This is a genomic window from Nocardia yamanashiensis NBRC 100130, assembly GCF_001613325.1.
Lineage (GTDB): Bacteria > Actinomycetota > Actinomycetes > Mycobacteriales > Mycobacteriaceae > Nocardia > Nocardia yamanashiensis.
On sequence record NZ_BDCD01000004.1, the window covers coordinates 40,962 to 60,315 of the forward strand.

The following is a 19,354-nucleotide window of genomic DNA, read 5'->3' on the forward strand; positions in this document are numbered from 1 at the left end:
GGCGGCGGTTACGCTAACGCGGACAGTAGCTACTGTCAACGTTAGCCGTTCGCTGTATCTATGCTGTTCGGGTGGACCGATTCAGCCGCACCCAGCTCGCCGAACTCAGCGGGGTACCCGCCCGCACGATTCGCTACTACCACTCCTTCGGTGTGCTGCCCAAGCCCGGACGCGCCGGCAAGGAAGCGGTCTACACCGGCGAACACGTGGAACGGCTGCGGGCCATCGCCGCCATGCAGGCGCGCGGGCTGCGCCTGGAAGCCATCCGCGAGGTCTTCGAAGCCGACACCGCCCGCGAGACCGATTGGCGCGAGGTGTTCGACCCGCGGCTGCCGCGCGAGAACGAGCTCGTCACCGACGAGCAGTTGAGCGAACTGCTGGGCGATCGCCGCCCGGAGATCCTCGACGAACTGCTCGGCCAGGGCTACGTGGTCCGCGAGGGCGAGGGCTGGCGGGTGCCGGAGCCGGCCATGCTCACCGGCGCGCTGGTGCTCTACGACGTGGGCACCGATGTGGCGCTCTCGGGCGTGCTGCGCAAGCTGATTCGCACTCAGATCGCGGTGCTGGCCGACGATATCGTGCAGACCTTCCGCGATGCGGCGGGCACCAGCTACGGCGGCGAGGGGCCGAGCGTGGACCTGGACCGGTTCGGCGACCGCTTGCAGGCCATCGCCCGGGAGGTCGGCGGGGCCACCCTCGCCGAGGAGATCATGCGCGCCGCACGCGAACTCGACAGCTGAGCCCATCGCCGCTCAGGGCACGGTGACGGGGGAGTCGCAGCTGGCGGGCGGATCCACCAGTACGCAGTCCGAGGGAGCGCGCACCGGGGTGTAGGTGCTGGGTACGCCGCCGGTGGTGACGATCTGGCGATAGGTGGCCACGGCATCGGTGGGGGTGCGGGTCAGCTCCGGATCATTGCGCACATCGACGGTGTACAGGCCGAATCGCGGTGTGTAGGAACCCCATTCGTAATTGTCGGTGATGCTCCAGTAGTTGTAGCCGATCACCTTCATCCCGTCGGCCTTGGCGCGCTGCAACCAGTACACGGTGTCGCGCAGGTGATCGGAGCGGGTGTAGCCGTCCGCGCGCGGTTTGCCGTCCTCGGTGGGCATGCCGTTCTCCACCACCCACAGCGGCTTGTCCGGGAACATGCGCGAATAGTGTTGCAGCGCGAAGTAGATGCCCTCGGGCCGGATCGGCAGCTCCCACATCCCGGCCGGCGGCGGGACCGACCCGTCGGGCTGGTTCACGCTGTTCTTGGGCGGCTCGTGCCCGAAGTAGTAGTCCACGCCGATGAAGTCGAGCTTGTCCCCGATGCGTTCCATCAGCGGCCCGTTGACCTGGGACTCGGCTCCGGCCACATAGCCGACATTGCTGGTCACCTGGGCGCCCGGCTGCACCTGATGGATGTAGTCGTAGATCTGATTGTGCGCATCGGCGACCCGGTCCAGCATCTCGTCGGCGTCGGTCTCGTTCTGCCGCACCTCGTGCATGATGTAGGCGACCGGCTCGTTCACCGTGACCCACACCGGATTCCGCGCCGCGAACCGATCCACCACCTTGTGGGCATTGGCCAGCCAATCGGCCACCATATCGGGATTGCGCCACCCGCCGCGCGCGGCCTCCCAGCCCGGATACACCCAGTGATCCAGGGTCAGCATCGGCTGCATGCCCGCGGAGATGATGGTGTTCACCACGTCGTCGTAGAACCCGAACGCGTCCTCGTCCCACCCGTCCGGTGTCGGTTGCACCCGCGCCCATTCGATGCCGACCCGGAACACCTTCACCCCCAGGCTCGCCGCCAGGGCGATGTCGTTGGGGTAGCGCGAGCGGAAGTCCACCGACTGCCCGTAGGTGTCCCAGCCCGGATTGTTGCGGATGTAGCGCTGCCAGTTGCTGTCCGCCGCATGGCCTTCGGACTGGAAGCCCGAGGCCGCCACGCCCCACAGGAAGTCCGAGCCCAGCACCCCGTGCGCACCGGGCGCGGGTGGGGTGGCGTGGGTAGCGCCGGCGACCGGCAGCAGCGTCGTGGCGGCAGCCAATCCGGCCAGGGCGAGACGGTGCAGCCGTGCGCGCATCGGGACTCCTTCTCGGGACAACGGGTCGGAAACGTCCCGATCGGAGCGTAGCTGCCAGTTAGCCGGATTCCCGTGCAGCGCGGTGCGTGTCGTGCTATCGGGGGATGGTGACCGGGTTCACGCAGCTGTCGGCGCCATCGACCAGCGAGCAGGAGGCGGGCGAGCGGGTGGGCAGATAACCGGCCGGTACCCCGTTGGCCGCGGTGATGCCGCGATAGGCGTCCACCGCGTCGGTCGGACGGCGGGTCAGGCTCGGATCGGTCAGCACATCGACGGTGTAGAGCCCGAATCGCGGTGTGTAGGAACCCCACTCGTAGTTATCGGTGAGGCTCCAGTAGTTGTAGCCCATGACGTTCATGCCGTCGGCCGCCGCCCGCTGCACCCAGTAGATGTCGTCACGCAGGTTGTCGGCCCGGGTGTACCCGTCCGCGCGCGGCGTCCCGTTCTCGGTCGGCATCCCGTTCTCCACGATGTAGAGCGGTTTGCCGGGGAAAAGCTTGCTGAAGTGCCGCAGCGTGTAATAGATGCCCTCCGGCTGCAACGGCAACTCCCACAGCGCCGAGCGCGCGAACCCGGCGTAGTCCGCCGCGGAGGTGGGGGACATCCCGTAGTAGTAGTCGATCCCGAGGTAGTCCAGCCGCCCCGCGATCCGCTGCAGCATCGGCCCGTTCACCGCATCGTCGGCCCCGGGGATGTAGGCGACATTGCTGGTGACCATCGCGCCGGGGCGCACCTGATGGATGTAGTCGTAGATGCTGTTGTGCGCCTGCGCCAGCCGATCCTGCATCACCCCGAGCTCGGTGATCGGCAGCCCGCCGTTGCGCACCTCGTTCAACAGGTACGCCGCCGGTTCGTTGATGGTCACCCACAGCGGATCGAACCCGGCATAGCGGTCCACAACCGCCCGCATGTTCGTCAGCCAGTCCTCGACCATCCCGTCGCGCGCCCATCCGCCGCGCTCGGCCGCCCAGCCCGGATACACCCAGTGGTCCAGGGTCAGCATCGGCCGCATCCCCGCCGCCCGGATGGCCGCGATCACCTTGTCGTAGAAGGCGAATCCCGCGTCGTCCCACATTCCCGGCCGCGGCTGCAACCGCGCCCACTCCACCCCGATCCGGTACACGTTCACCCCCAGTCCTTTCGCGAGGGCGATGTCCGAGGCGTACCGCGTGTAGAAGTCGACGCTGTCGCCGTACCGGTCGTAGTCGGGGTGGCTGTTGATGTACCGAACCCAATTACTGTCCGGCGCATGGCCTTCCGACTGGAACCCCGAGGCCGCCACACCCCAGTAGAAGCCGTCCCCCAGCGGTGACGCCGGCGCGGGCGTCGCGGATGCGCCGGTGGCTCCGGTGAGCAGCGCGGTGAGTGTCGCGGTGAGAACGAGGGCGGCGGGGCGAAGGAACGAGCGCATCGAACTCCTCGAGGTCAGGTCCGAGCCGAAAAGGACTGGGCGCGCGTCCAAGATAACCGCACTTCAGCGGTATCGGCGTTCTTTCGGCCGATGTCGCGGCCCGGCGTGTGCGCCGGCCGCGATGCACGTGCATTCCGAGTGGCGGGTGAATATTTGATCAGTCATTCTTTATCCAGGCGCTCGATAAACCGATAGCGGAGGCGTCGGATTCGTTGCTGCCTTTAACCATCAAATTACGGTTTGTTCACGAACCGGATACTTGCCGAAGGCTACCCTGGACTTGCCTACAGTGTCGTGGGTGTTCATTTCTCGCGCTGATCGAGAAAAGACAATAGGGAGCGCCCCGTGACACAGCCAGTTTATGCCCGCGTACTGGGCCCGCTAACGCTTGCGCTGCAGAATCGGAATGCCACGCCAACCGCACAGAAGCAGAGGCAATTACTGGCCTTGCTGCTGGTCCGGCATTCGTCCGTGGTGCCGGTATCCACGATGATCGAGGAATTGTGGAGCGAGAATCCGCCACGAAGTGCCGTCACCGTGGTGCAGACCTACGTGCTGGGAATCAGGAAGCGCATGGCCGAGTTCCTGGACATCGAGCACGGTGAGGTCGCGGATCGGTATCTGCGCACGTGGAGCAAGGGATACCTGTTCGACGCACGTGATTGCGTGCTCGATGTGAAGGACTACCGGATCATGGCCGAGGCCGCTCGCTGCGCGGCCGGGGTCGGCAACGATCGCCGGGCGATCGAGTTGTACACCGCGTCGGAGGCGTTGTGGACCGGCCCGCCGCTGCTCGATGTCGAAGCCGGAAATCCATTGAATGCCGAATTGACCCACCTGCAGCAATTACGGCTGGTGAATCAGGAAAGGAGAATCGAAGCCCAATTGCGTTCGGGTGAGCATCGGGAAGTCTGCCCGGATCTGGCGCGATTGACCGCGGAACAACCATTGCACGAACGCATGCAGGCCTACTACATGTACGCGTTGTGCCGCGCCGGGCAGCGTTATCGCGCATTGCAGGTCTATCAGGATTTCGCGCAGGTCATGCAGCGCGAACTGGGCCTGGATCCGTGCTGGAAGTTGCGGCAATTGCACCTCGATATTCTCAATGCCTCCGATGAATCGGTGGCCGAAGTATTGGAGTCCCGGCATGCGGGCTATCTGATCGGCTGGAACTCGACCTCGGAACTCGACCGACCCGCGTGACACCGACTCTCCCAGCCGGGCCTCGAGGATCGCTCGAGCGCAGCGCTCGAGCGGTCTTGGAGCCGGGTGCCCGAAGCTCGACGGCAGACATCGGAGCTTCGATCACCATTGTTCGGCGCGAAGGAGAGTTGCTATGTACGCCAACCGATTCGGGAGTATGCGGTGAGCCGGCGCGTGGTCGTCACCGGGCTGGGCGTGCGGGCGCCCGGCGGATCCGGCAAGGACGAGTTCTGGAAGTTGTTGTCCGAGGGCCGCACCGCCACCCGGCGGATCAGTTTCTTCGACGCCTCACCCTATCGCTCACAGGTCGCGGGTGAGGCCGATTTCGACGCGATCGCGGAAGGCTTGTCGCGCCGCGAGATTCGGCGCATGGACCGCGCCGCGCAGTTCGCGGTGGTGTGCGCCCGGGAAGCCGTCGCCGACAGCGGACTGTCCATGGACACGCTCAACCCGTTCCGGGTGGGCGTGAGCCTGGGCAGCGCGGTCGCCGCCGCGACCAGCCTCGAACAGGAATACCTGGTGCTGTCGGACTCCGGCCGCAGCTGGGTGCTCGACGAGAACCACTTGTCGCCCTACATGTTCGACTACATGGTGCCCAGCGTCATGCCGGCCGAGGTGGCCTGGAGCGTGGGCGCCGAAGGCCCGGTCGCGATGGTCTCCAACGGCTGCACCTCGGGCCTGGACTCGGTCGGGCACGCCGTGCAGCTGATCCGCGAGGGGTCGGCCGACGTCATGATCGCCGGCGCCTCCGACACCCCGATCACCCCGATCGTGGTCGCCTGCTTCGACGCCATTCGCGCCACCACCCCGCGCAATGACGACGCCGAGCACGCCTCGCGGCCGTTCGACAACTCCCGCAACGGTTTCGTGCTCGCCGAGGGCGCGGCGATGTTCGTGCTGGAGGAGTTCGAGAGCGCCCGTAAACGCGGCGCGCGCATCTACGCCGAGATCACCGGCTACGCCACCCGCTGCAACGCCTACCACATGACCGGTCTCAAGGCCGACGGCCGCGAGATGGCCGAGGCGATCCGGGTGGCCCTGGACGAATCCCGGATCGACCCGACCGCGATCGGCTACATCAACGCCCACGGTTCCGGCACCCGCCAGAACGACCGGCACGAAACCGCCGCGGTCAAGCGCAGTCTCGGCGAGCACGCCTATCGCACGCCGATGAGCTCGATCAAATCCATGGTCGGCCATTCGCTGGGCGCCATCGGCTCGGTGGAGATCGCCGCCTGCCTGCTGGCCCTGGACTACCAGGTGGTGCCGCCGACGGCCAACCTGCACGAGCCCGATCCGGAATGCGATCTGGACTATGTACCGCTGTATGCCCGCGATCACCGGATGGACAGCGTGCTGACCGTCGGCAGCGGGTTCGGCGGCTTCCAGAGCGCCATGGTGCTGCGTCGCACGGAAGAGGTCGCGGCATGACCGTCGTGACCGGAGTCGGCGTGATCGCGCCGAACGGCCTTGGCACCGAACAGTTCTGGGAGGCGGTGCTGGCCGGGCGCGGCGGCATCGGCCCGCTCACCCGCTTCGACACCGCCGGATCGGGCGCCAAGCTGGCCGGCCAGCTCGCCGATTTCGACGCCGCACAGCATCTGCCGAGCCGGCTGCTGCCCCAGACCGACATCTCCACCCGGTTGGCGCTGGTGGCGGCGCAATGGGCCATCGACGACGCCAAGGCCGACACCGGCGAGCTGACCGACTACGACATGGGCGTCGTGACCGGAAACGCCTCGGGCGGTTTCGAATTCACCCACCGCGAGTTCAACAAGCTGTGGTCGATGGGCCCCGAGCACGTCAGCGTCTACGAATCCTTCGCCTGGTTCTACGCGGTCAATACCGGCCAGATCTCCATCCGGCACGGTATGCGCGGACCCAGCAGCGCGATGGTCGCCGAACAGGCCGGCGGTCTGGACGCGGTGGGTCACGCCCGCCGCACCGTGCGGCGCGGCACACCGCTGGTGGTGACCGGCGGCGTGGATTCCGCGCTCGACCCGTGGGGCTGGGCCTCCCATGTCGCGAGCGGAACCCTCAGCACCGCAACCGATCCGGCGCGCGCGTACCTGCCCTTCGATGTCGAAGCCGCCGGTAACGTGCCCGGGGAGGGCGGGGCCATGCTCGTCGTCGAGGATCCGGCCACGGCCCGCGCCCGCGGCGTTCCGCACGTCTACGGCGAGATCGCCGGGTACGCCCAGACTTTCGACCCCCACCCCGATTCCGGGCGGCCGCCGGGCCTGCGGCGCGCCATCGAACTGGCCCTGGTCGATGCGAAGGTCACGCCCGCCGACGTCGATGTGGTGTTCGCCGACGCCGCGGGCGTACCCGAGCAGGATCGCGCCGAGGCCGCCGCCCTGGAAGCGGTCTTCGGTCCCGCCGGAGTGCCGGTCACCGCGACCAAACCCCTGACCGGACGGCTGTTCTCGGGCGCCGGGCCGCTCGACATCGTCACCGCCGTGCTCGCCATGCGCGATGCGGTGATCCCGCCGACCGCCGCCACTGTCACCCCCGATCCGGCCTACCGGATCGACCTGGTCCGCGGCGATGCCCGCCCGGCCACCATCGAAACCGCCCTGGTGCTGGCCCGCGGCCGCTGGGGTTTCAATTCCGCGGTCGTGGTGCGCAGCGCCGACCGCTGAACCGCGATCCGACCGACAGCATGCCCGACCAACAGCAACTCGAGGAGCAGAGATGACCATGACGATCGACGAACTGCGGCGGATTCTCGTGGAGTGCGCCGGCGGTGACGAGACCGCGCCCGAACTGGCCGGCGATATCGCCGAGGTGGAATTCGAGGACCTGGGCTACGACTCGCTGGCGCTGATCGAGACCGCCTCGCGCATCGAACGCGACTTCGGGGTGAAGATCCCCGAGGACCGGCTGGTCGAGGTGAAGACCCCGGCCGAGCTGATCGGCATCGTGAACAGCCAGCTGGCGGGTGCGCTGTGAGCATCATCCGGATGAGCCATCAGCGGGTGGTGGAAGCGGCGTTCCCGGACGTGTACCGCCTGGTCGCCGACGTGACCTGCTGGCCGGTCATTTTCGAGCCCAGCGTGCTGGTGCGGCACCTGGAGCGCACCGCCGGTATGGAGCGATTCCGGTTGTGGGCCATGGTCAACGGCGAGGTGAAGAACTGGACCTCGCGCCGGGAGTTCCTGCCGCAGCAGCGGACCATCACCTTCGAGCAGGAGCGCAGCGCGGCGCCGATCGCCTCCATGGGCGGGCGATGGACCTTCGAGGAGGTCGGGGCCCGCAGCACGAAAATCACCCTGGACCATCACTTCTCGGTGATCCCCGGCGGTGACGCGGAGGCGATCGCCGCCGCCGTGGACCGCAACAGCGTCACCGAACTGGCGACGCTGGCGCGCATCGCGGAACTGGGTTACCCGGTGCCGCAAGTGGTGTGCGCGTTCGAGGAGAAGATCCCCCTGGACGTCCCGCTCGCGGAGCTGTACGACTTCGTCTACCGCAGCGACCGCTGGCCCGAGCACGTCCCGCACGTCGGGCGGGTGGAACTGACCGAGAACGAGCCGGGCGTGCAGCTCATGGAAATGGACACCGTCACCGCCGGCGGCGTCCCGCACACCACCCGCTCGATCCGCATCTGCGTGCCGGGCGAACGCATCGACTACAAGCAGCTGCTGCCGCCCGCCATGCTGTTCGGCCACAGCGGCAGCTGGGAATTCACCGGCAGCGCCGACGGCGTGGTGGCCACCGCCCGGCACCTGGTCGCCATCAATCCGCAGGTGGCGCGCGAAACCCTCGGTGCGGGCACCGATCTCGCCGATGCCCGGGCCTACCTCGCCGACGCGCTGGGCACCAACAGCCGCAATACCCTGTTGTGCGCGGTCCGCGAGATCGAGGGCCGCCGCGCCGAGTCCACGAAATCGGCGCTATGACACCCACCGGAACCCGGGCCGAGGCCCGCGCGGTCGTCACCGAGATCGCCGAGAATGTCTTCGCCTACACCCACGATCGCGGCGGCTGGTGCGTGAGCAATGCCGGCGTGATCGCGGGACCGGACGGGGCGCTGGTGATCGACACGCTCGCCACCGAAGGCCGTACCCGTGCGCTGGCCGAGTTCGTGGACCAGCGCGCGGGCGGGCCGGGCCGCACCATCGTCAACACCCATCACCACGGCGACCACAACTTCGGCAATCACCGGTTCGGCCCGGCGGCGGTCGTCGTCGCCCACGAGCGGATCCGGCAGGAGATGATCGACACCGGACTGGCCCTGACCCAGCTGTGGCCACAGGTCGACTGGGGCGATGTCCGAGTCACCCTGCCCGCCATCACCTTTGCCGACCGGCTGACCGTATGGCTGGGGGAGCGGCGCGTCGAGTTGATCCATCTCGGCCCCGCCGCGCACACCACCAACGACGTGGTCGCCTGGCTGCCCGAGGAGAAGGTGCTCTTCGCCGGTGACCTCGTCATGTCCGGCGCCGCGCCGTTCTGCCTCTTCGGTTCGGTGCGCGGCACCCTCGACGCCATCGGCAAGCTCACCGCCCTCGGCGCGGAAACGGTGGTCGCCGGACACGGCCCGGTGGCGGGACCGGAGATCCTCACCCAGACCACCCGCTACCTGCGCTGGATCGAAGCCCTTGCGGCGGAGTACAAACCGCTGGGCCTGACCCCGCTGCATGTGGCGTCGGAAGTGGAACTGGGCGAGTTCGCCGAACTCATCGACGCCGAACGGATCGTGGGCAATCTGCACCGCGCCTACGCCGAACTCGACACCCCCGAGATCGGCGTCCCCCTCGACGTGCTGGGCATCTTCGACGAAATGGTCACCTACAACGGCGGGCAGGTGCCGGAATGCTGGGCGTGACAACCGAATCCGCCGACGTCTGCATCGCGGGCGGCGGCCCGGCCGGATTGATGGCCGGGCTGCTGCTCGCCCGCGCCGGCGTGCAGGTCCTGGTCCTGGAGAAACACCCGGACTTCCTGCGCGACTTCCGCGGCGACACCGTGCACCCGTCGACGCTGACCGCGCTGGACGAACTCGGCCTGGCCGAGGAGTTCCTGACCCTGCCGCACGTCGAAGTGCCGCAGCTGCCCATGGCCACCGCCATGGGCCCGGTCACCTTCGCCGACTTCCGCCGGCTGCCGGGCCGCTTCCCGTTCGTGGCGTTCATGCCGCAATGGGATGTGCTCAACTTCTTCGCCGAAGCCGCCGCCCGCTACCCCAACTTCCGGCTCGTGCAACAGGCCGAGGTGACCGAACTGATCGAAACCGGCGGCGCGATCACCGGCCTGCGCGCCCGCACCCCCGACGCCCGGCTGGAGGTGACCAGCAAGCTCGTCATCGCCGCCGACGGCCGCAATTCCCTGGTGCGGCAACAGGAACTGCTCGAGGTCGCCGCCAGCAAAGCGCCCATGGACGTGCTCTGGTTCCGGGTGAGCAAACCCGACGGCGACCGCCTGCCCGCGGTGCGCAGCGGCCGGGACTTCTTCATCGTCTGCCTCGATCGCGGCGACTACCTGCAGGTCGCCTACATGATTCCCAAGGGCGGCTTCGATGCCGTCCGGGCGCAAGGGCTCGAAGCGTTCCGGGCCGCGATCGCCGCCATCTACCCGGCATTGACCACCGCCCTGGCCGCCGAACTCGGCGATTGGGATGCTGTCAAACCCCTCGACGTCCGCGTCGACCGGTTGCGCAGCTGGCATCGACCCGGGCTGCTGGCCATCGGCGATGCCGCGCACGCAATGTCGCCCGCGGGCGGCGTCGGCATCAACCTCGCCATCCAGGACGCCATCGCCGCCGCCCGCCTGCTCGCCCCGATCCTGGGCGCCGGCCGCACCCCCACCCCGGACGAGCTGCACGCCGTCCAGCAGCGCCGCGAATTGCCCATGCGCGTAGTGCAATTCGCGCAATTGCGGCTGCTCAGCGATCTCTACCCCAGCGCCGATCGCCCCGGCACCGACAAACCTCTGCTGGCGCGCCTGCTGCGCCGATTCCCCGGTCTGTCCCACGTGATCGCCCGCGTGATCGGCCTGGGCATCCGCCCCGAATCCGTGCCCCCGAACCCGCGCGTGCCCCGCGTCGAAGCGATGAAACAGGAGAAGTGATGGCCACCTATCTGCTCGTTCCCGGTGCGTTCCACGGCGGCTGGGCCTGGCAGCGGGTGACCCCGCTGCTGACCGCGGCGGGCCACCGCGTATTCACCCCCTCGCTGGTCGGCCTCGGCGAACGCGCCGAGCTGCTCGGCCCGGACGTCGGCCTGAGCACCCACGTCCAGGACCTGATCGACCTGGTGATCACCGAGGACCTGCGCGAACTCGTCCTGGTCGGGCACAGCTACGCCGCCATCGTGGTCACCGCGCTCGCCGACGCGCTGCCCGGCCGCGTCGCCGAACTCGTCTACATCGACACCTTCGTCCCGCGCGACGGCGAGGCGGTCGCGGATGTCATGGCGCCCATGGTCGATGCCTTCACCGCCCTCGCGGACGCGCACGGCGACGGCTGGCGGGTGCCCGCGCAGACCGAGCCCATGGGCGACGGCGGCCTCTACGGCGTCACCGACGAACCGGATCTGAGCTGGCTGGCCGCCAATCTCACCGCGCAATCGCTGAAAACCTTCACCGAACCCATGGTGCTGCGCAATCCCGAAGCGCTGCAGCAGATTCCGGTGACACACATCCACTGCACCGGCGGCGGCGCCGACTTCCAGGCCATGCGCGCCGCCATGCCGCGCACCCTGCCCCCGGCCGACCTGCCCGCCGATCGGCTGAAACTGCTTCCCACCGGCCATGATTGCATGATCACCATGCCGCGCGAGCTGGCCGGCTTCCTGCTCGAAGCCGCGCGTCAGTCCTCGCCCGCGTCGTAGCTGGCGCGCGCCGCCAGCACCGCCGCGAGGTGCTGTTCGGACCACTGCGCGAGGCTGTTGAACACCGGCGACAACGTCTCGGCCAGCGCGGTGGCCTCGTACTCCACCCGCGGCGGCATCTCCGCGTAATAGGTCCGCACCAGCAGGCCGTCGCGTTCGAGCTGCCGCAGCCGCTGCGTCAGCACCTTCGGGGTGAGCCCCGGAATACTCTGCAGCACTTCGTTGAACCGCATCCGCCCGTGATGGGTGAGCACCCACAGCACCTGCGTGGACCAGCGCCCGAAGAACAGATCCACCACCGGCGTGATCGGGCACGGATCCACGGTGGTCGATGTGACGTCCGTCATAGCAACTCCCGCATGCTTTCCATTTGGTAACTACTATATTTTGGAAACTACTGTGTGACCAGGCGGTTCGACAAGTGCGAAACCGAAAGGAGCACAGCGATGACCGTGGCAGCGACAGATCGGCTCGGCCTCCCGCGACGGAGCGGGGACCGGCCGCGCACCAGGCCGCACAATCCGCATCAACAGCTCTCCGATATCGCGCCCCCGGACGTGCAGGAAGCCCTGTGGGACCGGATGATCACCCTGCCCGGGGTGCGTATCGGCGCGAGCCAGGTGTCCCTGCCGGACACCCGCGCGCTGTATCTCGAGCCCGAGCTGGCCGCCGGTCCCGCCGACGCTTTCGTGGCGGGCACCGAATTCGCTCATCTGCACGGGCACCGGGACGGCAGCCTGCATCTGTGCCTGCCCACCGATCTCGCGGCCGAGGCCATCGAAAAGGGCTGGGCGGAACAGCATCCCATGGCGCGCCTGGGCTATCTGCAGCCGACGCTGCTGCTGGTGTACGGCCCCCGCGACGCCGAGGAGCTGGCCGTGGTGTGGCGGATCCTCCGGGCCGCCTACGACACCGCGCGCGGCGGCGCACCGCGGTGACCGCGCCGCCTCGAGCGTGACTGTAGGGCGCGCCACCATCGTGGAGTCATGACCGACCTCATCGGAACCTGGGAACTGCGCTCCTACCACGACCTCGACGACAGCGATACCAAAAGCACCGGGCCGCTCGGTGATTCGCCGAGCGGCCTGCTGATCTACGAATCCGGCGGGCACATGTCGGTGAGCATGATGCGCACCGACGCCGCCCGCGCCGCCGCGCCGTTCATGGGCTACGCCGGCACCTGGCGGGTGCGCGGCGAGGAGGTCGTGCACGCCATCAGCGTGTGCTCGAACCCCGCCTGGGCGGGCACCGAACAGGTCCGGCGGCTGACCCTGGACGGCGACGATCTCACCCTGATCGGCGCCGCCCAGGTCGACGGCCGCACCCAGCGCCGGATTCTGGCCTGGCGCCGCATCATTCGCCCGTACTGACCGATTCGCGCCGCCCCGGGCCGGTGCGAGAAACAGGGGAACACCACAGTGCACCGGTTCACCGTCCTCGACGAGGCCACCGGTGTCCGCGCCGAGCGCGGACACCGCCTCGGCTCAGTAATTACCGAGTCCGCCACAGACATTGAGCGCCTGCGCGGTCACGGCGGCGGCGCGCGGATCGATCAGGTAGTCGACCATGGCCGCCACCTCCGTGGGCTCGACATAGCGGCCGATCGGCACGCGGGCGCTCACCCGGGCGTGCACCTCGTCGGTATCGACGCCCCAGATGCCCGAGTACACCTCCCGGACCCGTTCGGCCATCGGCGTTTCCACGAACCCCGGGCACACGGCATTGACCGTGATCCCGGTCTTGGCGAGCTCCAGGCCGAGCGCCTTGGTGAACCCCACGACGCCGTGCTTGGACGCCGAGTACGGCGCGCCGTGCACCACGCCCTGTTTGCCGCCCGTGGAGGCGATATTGACGATCCGGCCGCTGCCGCGCTCGAGCATGCCGCCGGCGGTGAGCGCGGCCTTGCAGGCGAAGAACACGCTGTGCAGGTTGGTGTTGATCACATCCAGCCACAGCTCGTCCTCGACCTGCGCGGTCTCACCGCCGCCGCTGCGGCCGGCATTGTTGACCAGGATGTCCACCGGGCCGAAGGTCTGCACGGCGGCATCGACGTACTTACGGATCTGGCCGGCGTCGCGGACATCGCAGGCCACGCCGTCCACCGTGTGGCCCTCGTCCTGCAGCCGTTTGGCGGTATCGAGCACGCGCTGCTGGTCGCGCGCGCAAATGAATACCGAGATGCCCTGGGCGGCAAAGCTTTCGGTGATCGCGAGGCCCATTCCACTGGTCGCGCCGGTGACCAGCGCGACACGCTGAGGTGCGGTCATTTCTCCTCCATCGGTGGGGTGTGCGGTTCGGCGGGGCTGTCCCGCTCTCAGCGTCGTCGCCCGGCCTATAGATCCGGTCAAACCGGCTCGACCCAGGCTCGAGGACCGTCGGACACGGTGGAGCACAGTCGCGGCCCGCCGAATCCGAGGCAGGCGCAACAGCATTCGAGGAGCCAGCATGACCACCGTCGCCAGCCGTGCGGAGCTGTACGCCGAGGTTCAGCAGTTCTACGCCGACCAGATGCAGCGGCTCGACAACCGGGACATCCCCGGTTACGCGCAGACCTTCACCGAGGACGCCGAATTCGAGCACACCCCCGGGCGGCCGCCGGCGCTGACCCGCGCCGGGATCATCGCCGACCTCGTCGCGTTCCATCAGCGCTTCGAAGCCGATCCGATGCAGCGGCGGCACTGGTTCGGCATGACCGATCTGCGGCCCCAGGAGGACGGCAGCATCGTGGCCACCTCCTACTGCCTGGTCGTGAAGATCCGCCCCGGTAGCGCGCCCGAGATCAACCCCAGCTGCGTCGTGCACGACGTGCTGGTGCGGGTCGACGGCGCCCTCCAGACCCGTTCGCGCCGCGTATCGCACGACTGACCCGAAATCCGCCTCTACCAAGGAGAAACCAGTGAGCACCGCACAATCGGACACCCGGCTCGCGCTCGCCGCGGCCGCGCAGGATCTGCTGTTCCGGGAAGCCCGCACCGCCAATACGTTCACCGACGAACCGGTCAGCGACGAGCAGGTCCGGGAGATTTACGAACTGGTCAAGTTCGCGCCCACCTCGATGAATCAGCAGCCGCTGCGCATCGTGCTGGTACGCACCCCCGAGGCGCGCGCCCGCCTGGTCACGCACATGCTGGACGCCAACAAGCCGAAGACCGCGAACGCCCCGCTGAGCGCGATCCTGGCGGCCGATCTGAACTTCCACGACCATCTGCCCAAGGTGTTCCCGCACGCGCCCGATGCGAAGGACTACTTCGCCGATCCGGAAGTGCGGGCGCATTCGGCGCGATTCAACGCGCTCATCCAGGTGGGGTACTTCATTCTCGGCATCCGCGCGGCCGGGCTGGCGGCGGGGCCGATGAACGGATTCGATGCTGCCGGCGTCGACAGCGAGTTCTTCCCCGCGGGTGACGCGGCCTCGCTGGTCGTGGTCAATATCGGCAAGCCCGGCCCGGACGCCTGGTATCCCCGGTCTCCCCGCCTCGCCTACGACGAGGTCGTCACCGTGGCGTGACGCCGCGGCCCGCAGGCGACGGGGTCGATGTCGTGTCGGTGCCCGCAGACTCACCGACACGACTCGAAAAGGATCCCGGCACAGCGGGACCGGGTTCAGCTCGCCGCGGACAGGCCGCCGAGGACGGCGGTCAGGCTCTCCGGGGTGCGGATCGGATGGCGATCGAGCCGGGGGAGTTCGCGTTTGGCGATGCCGGTGAGGACGCCGGCCGGGGGGAGTTCGACGATCGCCGTGATGGCGCTGCGGCGGATCGTTTCCGTGCACAGGTCCCAGCGGACCGGGCGCGTGATCTGCGCGGCGATCTTGGCGAGGGCGTCGGCGCCGGAAGTCACAGGCAGGCCGTCCGCGTTGGACAGCAGCGGTCGAAGAGGTTCGCGGGGAACGAGTTTCGCGATCGTGCGCGCGACCGTGTCCTGGGCGGCGGCCATGAAATCGGTGTGGAACGCACCGGCCACCGCCAGTGTGACGACCTTGGCCGCGGCCGGGCGATCGGCGGTCAGTTCGGCCAGCGCCGGACGTGGCCCGGCCACCACGATGTGGCCGGTGGCATTGAAATTGGCCGGAACCAGACCGAGTTTCGCGATGTGGGCGAGGACTTCCGCGCGGTCCCCGCCCAGTACCGCCGCCATGCCGGTCGGCTCCGTCGCACAGGCCGCGGCCATGGCGCTGCCGCGGGTGGCCGCTAGGGCGATCGCCTCGTCCGGGGTGATCACGCCCGCCGCGGCCGCCGCCGCGAGCTCACCGACCGAATGCCCGGCCACCATCGTGTCGGCCCCGAGCGCGCCCAGCGCGTTCAACTGCTCCACGGCGAGCAGTCCGGCCGCGACGATCAGCGGCTGCGCGGTCGCGGTATCGACCAATTCGCCCGCCTCGGCAGTGGTTCCGAGCCGGGCCAGATCCAGGCCGCTGATCTCCGACCAGCGGGCGATCCGCTCCTGCGCGCCCGGCAGCGCCAGCCACGGCGTCAGCATCCCCGGCTTCTGTGCGCCTTGCCCCGGCGCGAGCAGTGCGAATCGCGGTCCGGGGCTGGTCGTCACGGCCGCGGCCGATCGAGTCATCGCTGTCTCCTCCTGACGATGCATTCCTCGGCGAACGCCAGCGACCGCAGGTGGAAGGTGCGCGCGGTGTAGCCGAGGCTGGTGTTGTGCCCGGCGTCCGGCTGCCGATCGACCACCACCCGGGGCGAATGCCGCAGCCGGGCACGCAGTTCGTCGAGGGTGCGATCGTCCTGATGCCACCAGCGTTCGTGCTCGGCGAAGGTGAACCGCACCGGCACCCGAATGGCTTGGGCGACAGCGGGAAACGTCGATTCCCAATTCACGATGTCGAACTGTTCGGCCGCCGGGATCGGCGCGGTGATCGCACGTGCCGCACGGAACGACGCCGGCGGATAGCAGTCCAGGGGCAGCCAGCTGCGCGTCCAGCCGGGGCCGACGTTCTCGAGCCCGGCCGTGGACTGGACATAGCGGTGCCCGCAGCCGGAGACATCGATCCCCAGCAGATCCGATACGCGCTGCGACGCGGCGGTCACGAGTGCCAGCTTGCCGCCGAAGGAGTGCGCGTGCAGGAAAATCCCGGCACCGGTGTCGAATCGGGACTCCAGGTCGCGCAGCGCGTGCGCGAGTGTGCGGGCCTGCTCGGCGACGGGCTGTCCCTCGGGCAGGGTGCGTGCGGACGCGCCGTAACCGGGCCGGTCGACGGCGACGACGGTGAAGCCGAGCGCGGCGCCCAGCTCGAGCAGCGACATGCCGGGCAGGGCGCGGCCGTGGAAGTACCCGGCGCGCATGCCGATTCCGTGGATGGCGACGATGGTGGCCCGCGGCGGCTGCTCCGGCACCGCGAGGAGCGCCGAGAGCCGCGCGGTCCCGCCGTCGAGTTCGATGCCCCGCACCTGCCCCGCATCGACGAGCGGGGCGACGGCGGTCATGCGGCGGCCCAGCTGTGCGACGGGACGTACGCGCCGGTGCGGCGCGAGCCGATCCAGCGCACCGGAGCCGGTGCGGGCGGGGCGATTTCGACCTCCGGCTCGGCCAGGCACAGCAGTGCGGCGAGTACCGCGGCTATTTCGATGTGGTCGGGATTGCCGCGTTCGATGCGGATCAAGGGGATATTCATGGGGTCCTCGCTGTCATTGTGGTTGATTGCCGTGCTTGCGAATCGGCAGATCGGCGTGTTTGGTCCGGAGCATGGCGAGACTGCGGATCAGCACCGACCGGGTTTCGGCGGGGTCGATCACGTCATCGACCAGCCCCCGTTCGGCGGCGTAATAGGGATGCATCAGCTCGGAGCGGTATTCCGCGATCCGGTTCTGCCGCACCGCTTCCGGATCGCTCGCGGCATTGATCTCGCGCCGGAATATGACGTTCGCGGCGGCCTCCGCGCCCATGACCGCGATCTCGTTACTCGGCCAGGCCAGCGCCAGATCCGCGCCGATCGAGCGGGAATCCATGACGATGTACGCGCCGCCGTAGGACTTGCGCAGCACCACCGACACTCGCGGCACCGTGGCATTGCAGTAGGCGTACAGCAGTTTCGCGCCGTGCCGGATGATGCCGCCGTGCTCCTGTGCGACGCCCGGCAGGAATCCCGGCACATCGATCAAGGTGACCAGTGGAATATTGAACGCGTCGCAGACCTGCACGAACCGCGCCGCTTTCTCCGACGCCGCGATATCCAGGACGCCCGCCAGCACGTTCGGCTGATTCGCGACCACCCCGACGACATGCCCGCCCAGTCGCGCGAAGGCGCACACCACGTTCGCGGCCCACTGCTCGTGCACCTCGAAAATCTCGTGGTCATCGACGATTTCCTCGATCACGGCGCGCACATCGTAGGGGCGGTTCCCGTCGACGGGCACCAGATCGTAGAGTCCCTCGCCGCGCCGATCCAATGGGTCGAGGCACGGCGCCGCGGGCGGATGCTGCCGGTTATTGGCCGGCAGCAGCGACAGCAGATGCCGCACATCCTGTAAACACCCGTGCTCGTCGTCGTACGTGAAATGGGTGACCCCGGTCCGCGAATGCACGTCGGCGCCACCGAGCTCGTTCATCGTGACCTGCTCGCCGGTCACCGCGGCCACCACATCGGGCCCGGTAATGAAGATCTGCGCGGTTTCCCGCACCATGAACACGAAATCCGTCAGCGCCGGGCTATAGGCGGCCCCGCCCGCACAAGGCCCGAGAATCACGCTGATCTGCGGAATCACCCCCGACGCCTTGGTATTCCGCTCGAAAATCCCCCCGAATCCGGCCAGCGCGGTAACCCCCTCCTGAATTCGCGCCCCCGCCCCGTCGTACAACCCCACGATCGGCGCGCCCGCCGAGAGCGCCAAATCCATCACCTTGTGAATCTTCTCCGCGTGAGCTTCCCCCAAGGCCCCGCCCATCACCCGGAAGTCCTGCGCGAACACGAAAACCGTCCGCCCCTCCACCGTTCCCCACCCGGTGACCACGCCATCACTGAAATGCCTGCGCCCCTCCAGCCCGAACCCCGTGGCCCGATGCCGCCGCAGCGCCTCGACCTCCTGAAACGACCCCGGATCGAGCAACTCCCCGATCCGCTCGTAAGCCGTCAGCTTCCCCTTCTCGTACTGCCTCCGCGTGGCGGCCGCATCGGGCCCGTCAGACACCGATCGCTTGAGCTTCCCGAGCTCCTCGACACGTTCCCGCATGGCAGTCCTCACGGCGCTAGTACCCGTCCGAAACCGGTTCCCGAACAACCGATTCCGCTCTCCACTACGCCCGAGTCTGACTCACGGGTCCTCGAGTACCGCTCAAACCGCCCCGCCGCCCCCTCCCGCCCGACCGCCTCGAGGTTGACTGTCATCAGGGACTACATCCGAACCGGACCAGAAAGAGCGCCACCCCCCATGCCCGAGGACCTGCCCGTAACCCGGACGCTGACAATCCCCGCGTCCGAGCTCCACGAGCGCTTCTCCCGCTCATCCGGTCCCGGCGGCCAGCACGTCAACACCACCGACACCCGAGTAGAACTGTCCTTCGACCTCACCAACTCACCCTCCATCCCCGAACACCTCCGCCCCCGAATGCTCGCCCGCCTATCCACCCGCCTGACCAACGGCATCCTCACCATCACCGCCTCCGAACACCGCACCCAACTCCAAAACCGCACAGCCGCCCGCACCCGCATGACCGCCCTACTCCGCGAAGCCGCAGCCAACCCACCCCCCATCCGCCGCGCCACCAAACCCTCACGCGGAGCAAAGGAACGCCGCATAGCGGAAAAGAAGCGCCGCGGCCTCACCAAACGCAACCGCCGCGCCTCGCCCGACGATTAACCGCGCCGATCGATCGACCAT

The 19,354-nt window shown here is 68.4% G+C and carries 22 protein-coding genes; 14 read left to right on the plus strand and 8 right to left on the minus strand.

Annotated features, from left to right (window positions below; genetic code table 11):
- Positions 1 to 71: 71 nt before the first annotated feature.
- Entirely contained in the window at positions 72 to 740 is a 669-nt protein-coding gene (locus tag NY1_RS03800) for a MerR family transcriptional regulator (protein ID WP_067708343.1), read from the plus strand.
- Positions 741 to 752: 12 nt separating this feature from the next.
- On the opposite strand, the gene NY1_RS03805 is transcribed toward NY1_RS03800, so the two are convergent.
- Together NY1_RS03805 and NY1_RS03810 are read right to left on the minus strand one after the other, a co-directional pair.
- Positions 753 to 2,078, minus strand: a complete 1,326-nt coding sequence (locus tag NY1_RS03805) for a family 1 glycosylhydrolase (protein WP_067708346.1) — start codon at positions 2,076 to 2,078, stop codon at positions 753 to 755.
- Between the two features lie 94 nt (positions 2,079 to 2,172).
- Positions 2,173 to 3,489, minus strand: coding sequence for a family 1 glycosylhydrolase (locus tag NY1_RS03810; RefSeq protein ID WP_067708349.1), 1,317 nt, complete (start codon positions 3,487 to 3,489; stop codon positions 2,173 to 2,175).
- A gap of 345 nt (positions 3,490 to 3,834) precedes the next feature.
- Here NY1_RS03810 and NY1_RS03815 point away from each other — a divergent pair, with 345 nt between their 5' ends.
- The 8 genes from NY1_RS03815 (at position 3,835) to NY1_RS03850 (ending at position 11,528) form a co-directional block, all read left to right on the plus strand.
- Positions 3,835 to 4,695 (plus strand): AfsR/SARP family transcriptional regulator, encoded by an 861-nt coding sequence (locus NY1_RS03815; protein WP_084534623.1) that lies wholly within the window; start codon positions 3,835 to 3,837, stop codon positions 4,693 to 4,695.
- 162 nt (positions 4,696 to 4,857) lie between these two features.
- Entirely contained in the window at positions 4,858 to 6,126 is a 1,269-nt protein-coding gene (locus tag NY1_RS03820; protein ID WP_067708354.1) for a beta-ketoacyl-[acyl-carrier-protein] synthase family protein, read from the plus strand.
- Positions 6,123 to 7,337 carry a ketosynthase chain-length factor gene (locus tag NY1_RS03825; protein WP_067708357.1) on the plus strand — a complete coding sequence of 405 codons (1,215 nt, stop codon included), beginning with the start codon at positions 6,123 to 6,125 and terminating at the stop codon, positions 7,335 to 7,337. Before NY1_RS03820 ends, NY1_RS03825 begins: the two co-directional genes overlap by 4 nt.
- Before the next feature lie 52 nt (positions 7,338 to 7,389).
- Complete coding sequence (locus NY1_RS03830) at positions 7,390 to 7,647, plus strand: acyl carrier protein (protein ID WP_218028302.1); 258 nt, start codon at positions 7,390 to 7,392, stop codon at positions 7,645 to 7,647.
- Between the two features lie 11 nt (positions 7,648 to 7,658).
- The gene (locus tag NY1_RS03835; RefSeq protein WP_067708879.1) at positions 7,659 to 8,597 is read left to right on the plus strand and encodes an aromatase/cyclase; all 939 of its coding nucleotides are present in this window, start codon (positions 7,659 to 7,661) and stop codon (positions 8,595 to 8,597) included.
- On the plus strand, positions 8,594 to 9,526 hold the full coding sequence (locus NY1_RS03840) for an MBL fold metallo-hydrolase (protein WP_067708361.1): 933 nt from the start codon (positions 8,594 to 8,596) through the stop codon (positions 9,524 to 9,526). Before NY1_RS03835 ends, NY1_RS03840 begins: the two co-directional genes overlap by 4 nt.
- Positions 9,514 to 10,767 carry an FAD-dependent oxidoreductase gene (locus NY1_RS03845; RefSeq protein WP_067708363.1) on the plus strand — a complete coding sequence of 418 codons (1,254 nt, stop codon included), beginning with the start codon at positions 9,514 to 9,516 and terminating at the stop codon, positions 10,765 to 10,767. Before NY1_RS03840 ends, NY1_RS03845 begins: the two co-directional genes overlap by 13 nt.
- On the plus strand, positions 10,767 to 11,528 hold the full coding sequence (locus NY1_RS03850; RefSeq protein WP_067708366.1) for an alpha/beta fold hydrolase: 762 nt from the start codon (positions 10,767 to 10,769) through the stop codon (positions 11,526 to 11,528). Before NY1_RS03845 ends, NY1_RS03850 begins: the two co-directional genes overlap by 1 nt.
- Here NY1_RS03850 and NY1_RS03855 read toward each other — a convergent pair.
- A complete protein-coding gene (locus NY1_RS03855; protein WP_067708368.1) occupies positions 11,507 to 11,875 on the minus strand; it encodes a winged helix-turn-helix transcriptional regulator in 369 nt (122 codons plus the stop codon). The genes NY1_RS03850 and NY1_RS03855 overlap by 22 nt on opposite strands.
- A gap of 99 nt (positions 11,876 to 11,974) precedes the next feature.
- Between NY1_RS03855 and NY1_RS03860 the strand changes: the two genes are divergently transcribed.
- Positions 11,975 to 12,466, plus strand: a complete 492-nt coding sequence (locus tag NY1_RS03860) for a luciferase domain-containing protein (RefSeq protein WP_067708370.1) — start codon at positions 11,975 to 11,977, stop codon at positions 12,464 to 12,466.
- Between the two features lie 48 nt (positions 12,467 to 12,514).
- Positions 12,515 to 12,898 (plus strand): lipocalin-like domain-containing protein, encoded by a 384-nt coding sequence (locus NY1_RS03865; protein WP_084534624.1) that lies wholly within the window; start codon positions 12,515 to 12,517, stop codon positions 12,896 to 12,898.
- A 114-nt stretch (positions 12,899 to 13,012) separates the two neighbouring features.
- Here NY1_RS03865 and NY1_RS03870 read toward each other — a convergent pair whose 3' ends face one another.
- Positions 13,013 to 13,795, minus strand: coding sequence for an SDR family NAD(P)-dependent oxidoreductase (locus NY1_RS03870; protein ID WP_067708373.1), 783 nt, complete (start codon positions 13,793 to 13,795; stop codon positions 13,013 to 13,015).
- 178 nt (positions 13,796 to 13,973) lie between these two features.
- Between NY1_RS03870 and NY1_RS03875 the strand changes: the two genes are divergently transcribed.
- Together NY1_RS03875 and NY1_RS03880 are read left to right on the plus strand one after the other, a co-directional pair.
- The gene (locus NY1_RS03875) at positions 13,974 to 14,393 is read left to right on the plus strand and encodes a nuclear transport factor 2 family protein (protein ID WP_067708375.1); all 420 of its coding nucleotides are present in this window, start codon (positions 13,974 to 13,976) and stop codon (positions 14,391 to 14,393) included.
- A gap of 31 nt (positions 14,394 to 14,424) precedes the next feature.
- Entirely contained in the window at positions 14,425 to 15,036 is a 612-nt protein-coding gene (locus NY1_RS03880) for a malonic semialdehyde reductase (RefSeq protein ID WP_067708377.1), read from the plus strand.
- A 95-nt stretch (positions 15,037 to 15,131) separates the two neighbouring features.
- Here NY1_RS03880 and NY1_RS03885 read toward each other — a convergent pair whose 3' ends face one another.
- The 4 genes from NY1_RS03885 to NY1_RS03900 are packed head-to-tail and all read right to left on the minus strand — an operon-like array spanning position 15,132 to position 18,706.
- A complete protein-coding gene (locus tag NY1_RS03885) occupies positions 15,132 to 16,094 on the minus strand; it encodes an ACP S-malonyltransferase (protein WP_067708379.1) in 963 nt (320 codons plus the stop codon).
- Positions 16,091 to 16,963 (minus strand): alpha/beta hydrolase, encoded by an 873-nt coding sequence (locus NY1_RS03890; RefSeq protein WP_067708381.1) that lies wholly within the window; start codon positions 16,961 to 16,963, stop codon positions 16,091 to 16,093. The genes NY1_RS03885 and NY1_RS03890 overlap by 4 nt, the downstream gene beginning before the upstream one ends.
- Entirely contained in the window at positions 16,960 to 17,151 is a 192-nt protein-coding gene (locus tag NY1_RS03895; protein WP_067708382.1) for an acyl-CoA carboxylase epsilon subunit, read from the minus strand. Before NY1_RS03895 ends, NY1_RS03890 begins: the two co-directional genes overlap by 4 nt.
- A gap of 13 nt (positions 17,152 to 17,164) precedes the next feature.
- On the minus strand, positions 17,165 to 18,706 hold the full coding sequence (locus tag NY1_RS03900; protein WP_067708385.1) for an acyl-CoA carboxylase subunit beta: 1,542 nt from the start codon (positions 18,704 to 18,706) through the stop codon (positions 17,165 to 17,167).
- 198 nt (positions 18,707 to 18,904) lie between these two features.
- On the opposite strand from NY1_RS03900, the gene arfB reads away from it, so the two are divergent.
- Positions 18,905 to 19,333: an alternative ribosome rescue aminoacyl-tRNA hydrolase ArfB gene (gene arfB / locus NY1_RS03905; protein WP_067708387.1), complete on the plus strand. Its 429-nt coding sequence runs from the start codon at positions 18,905 to 18,907 to the stop codon at positions 19,331 to 19,333.
- Positions 19,334 to 19,354 lie beyond the last annotated feature (21 nt).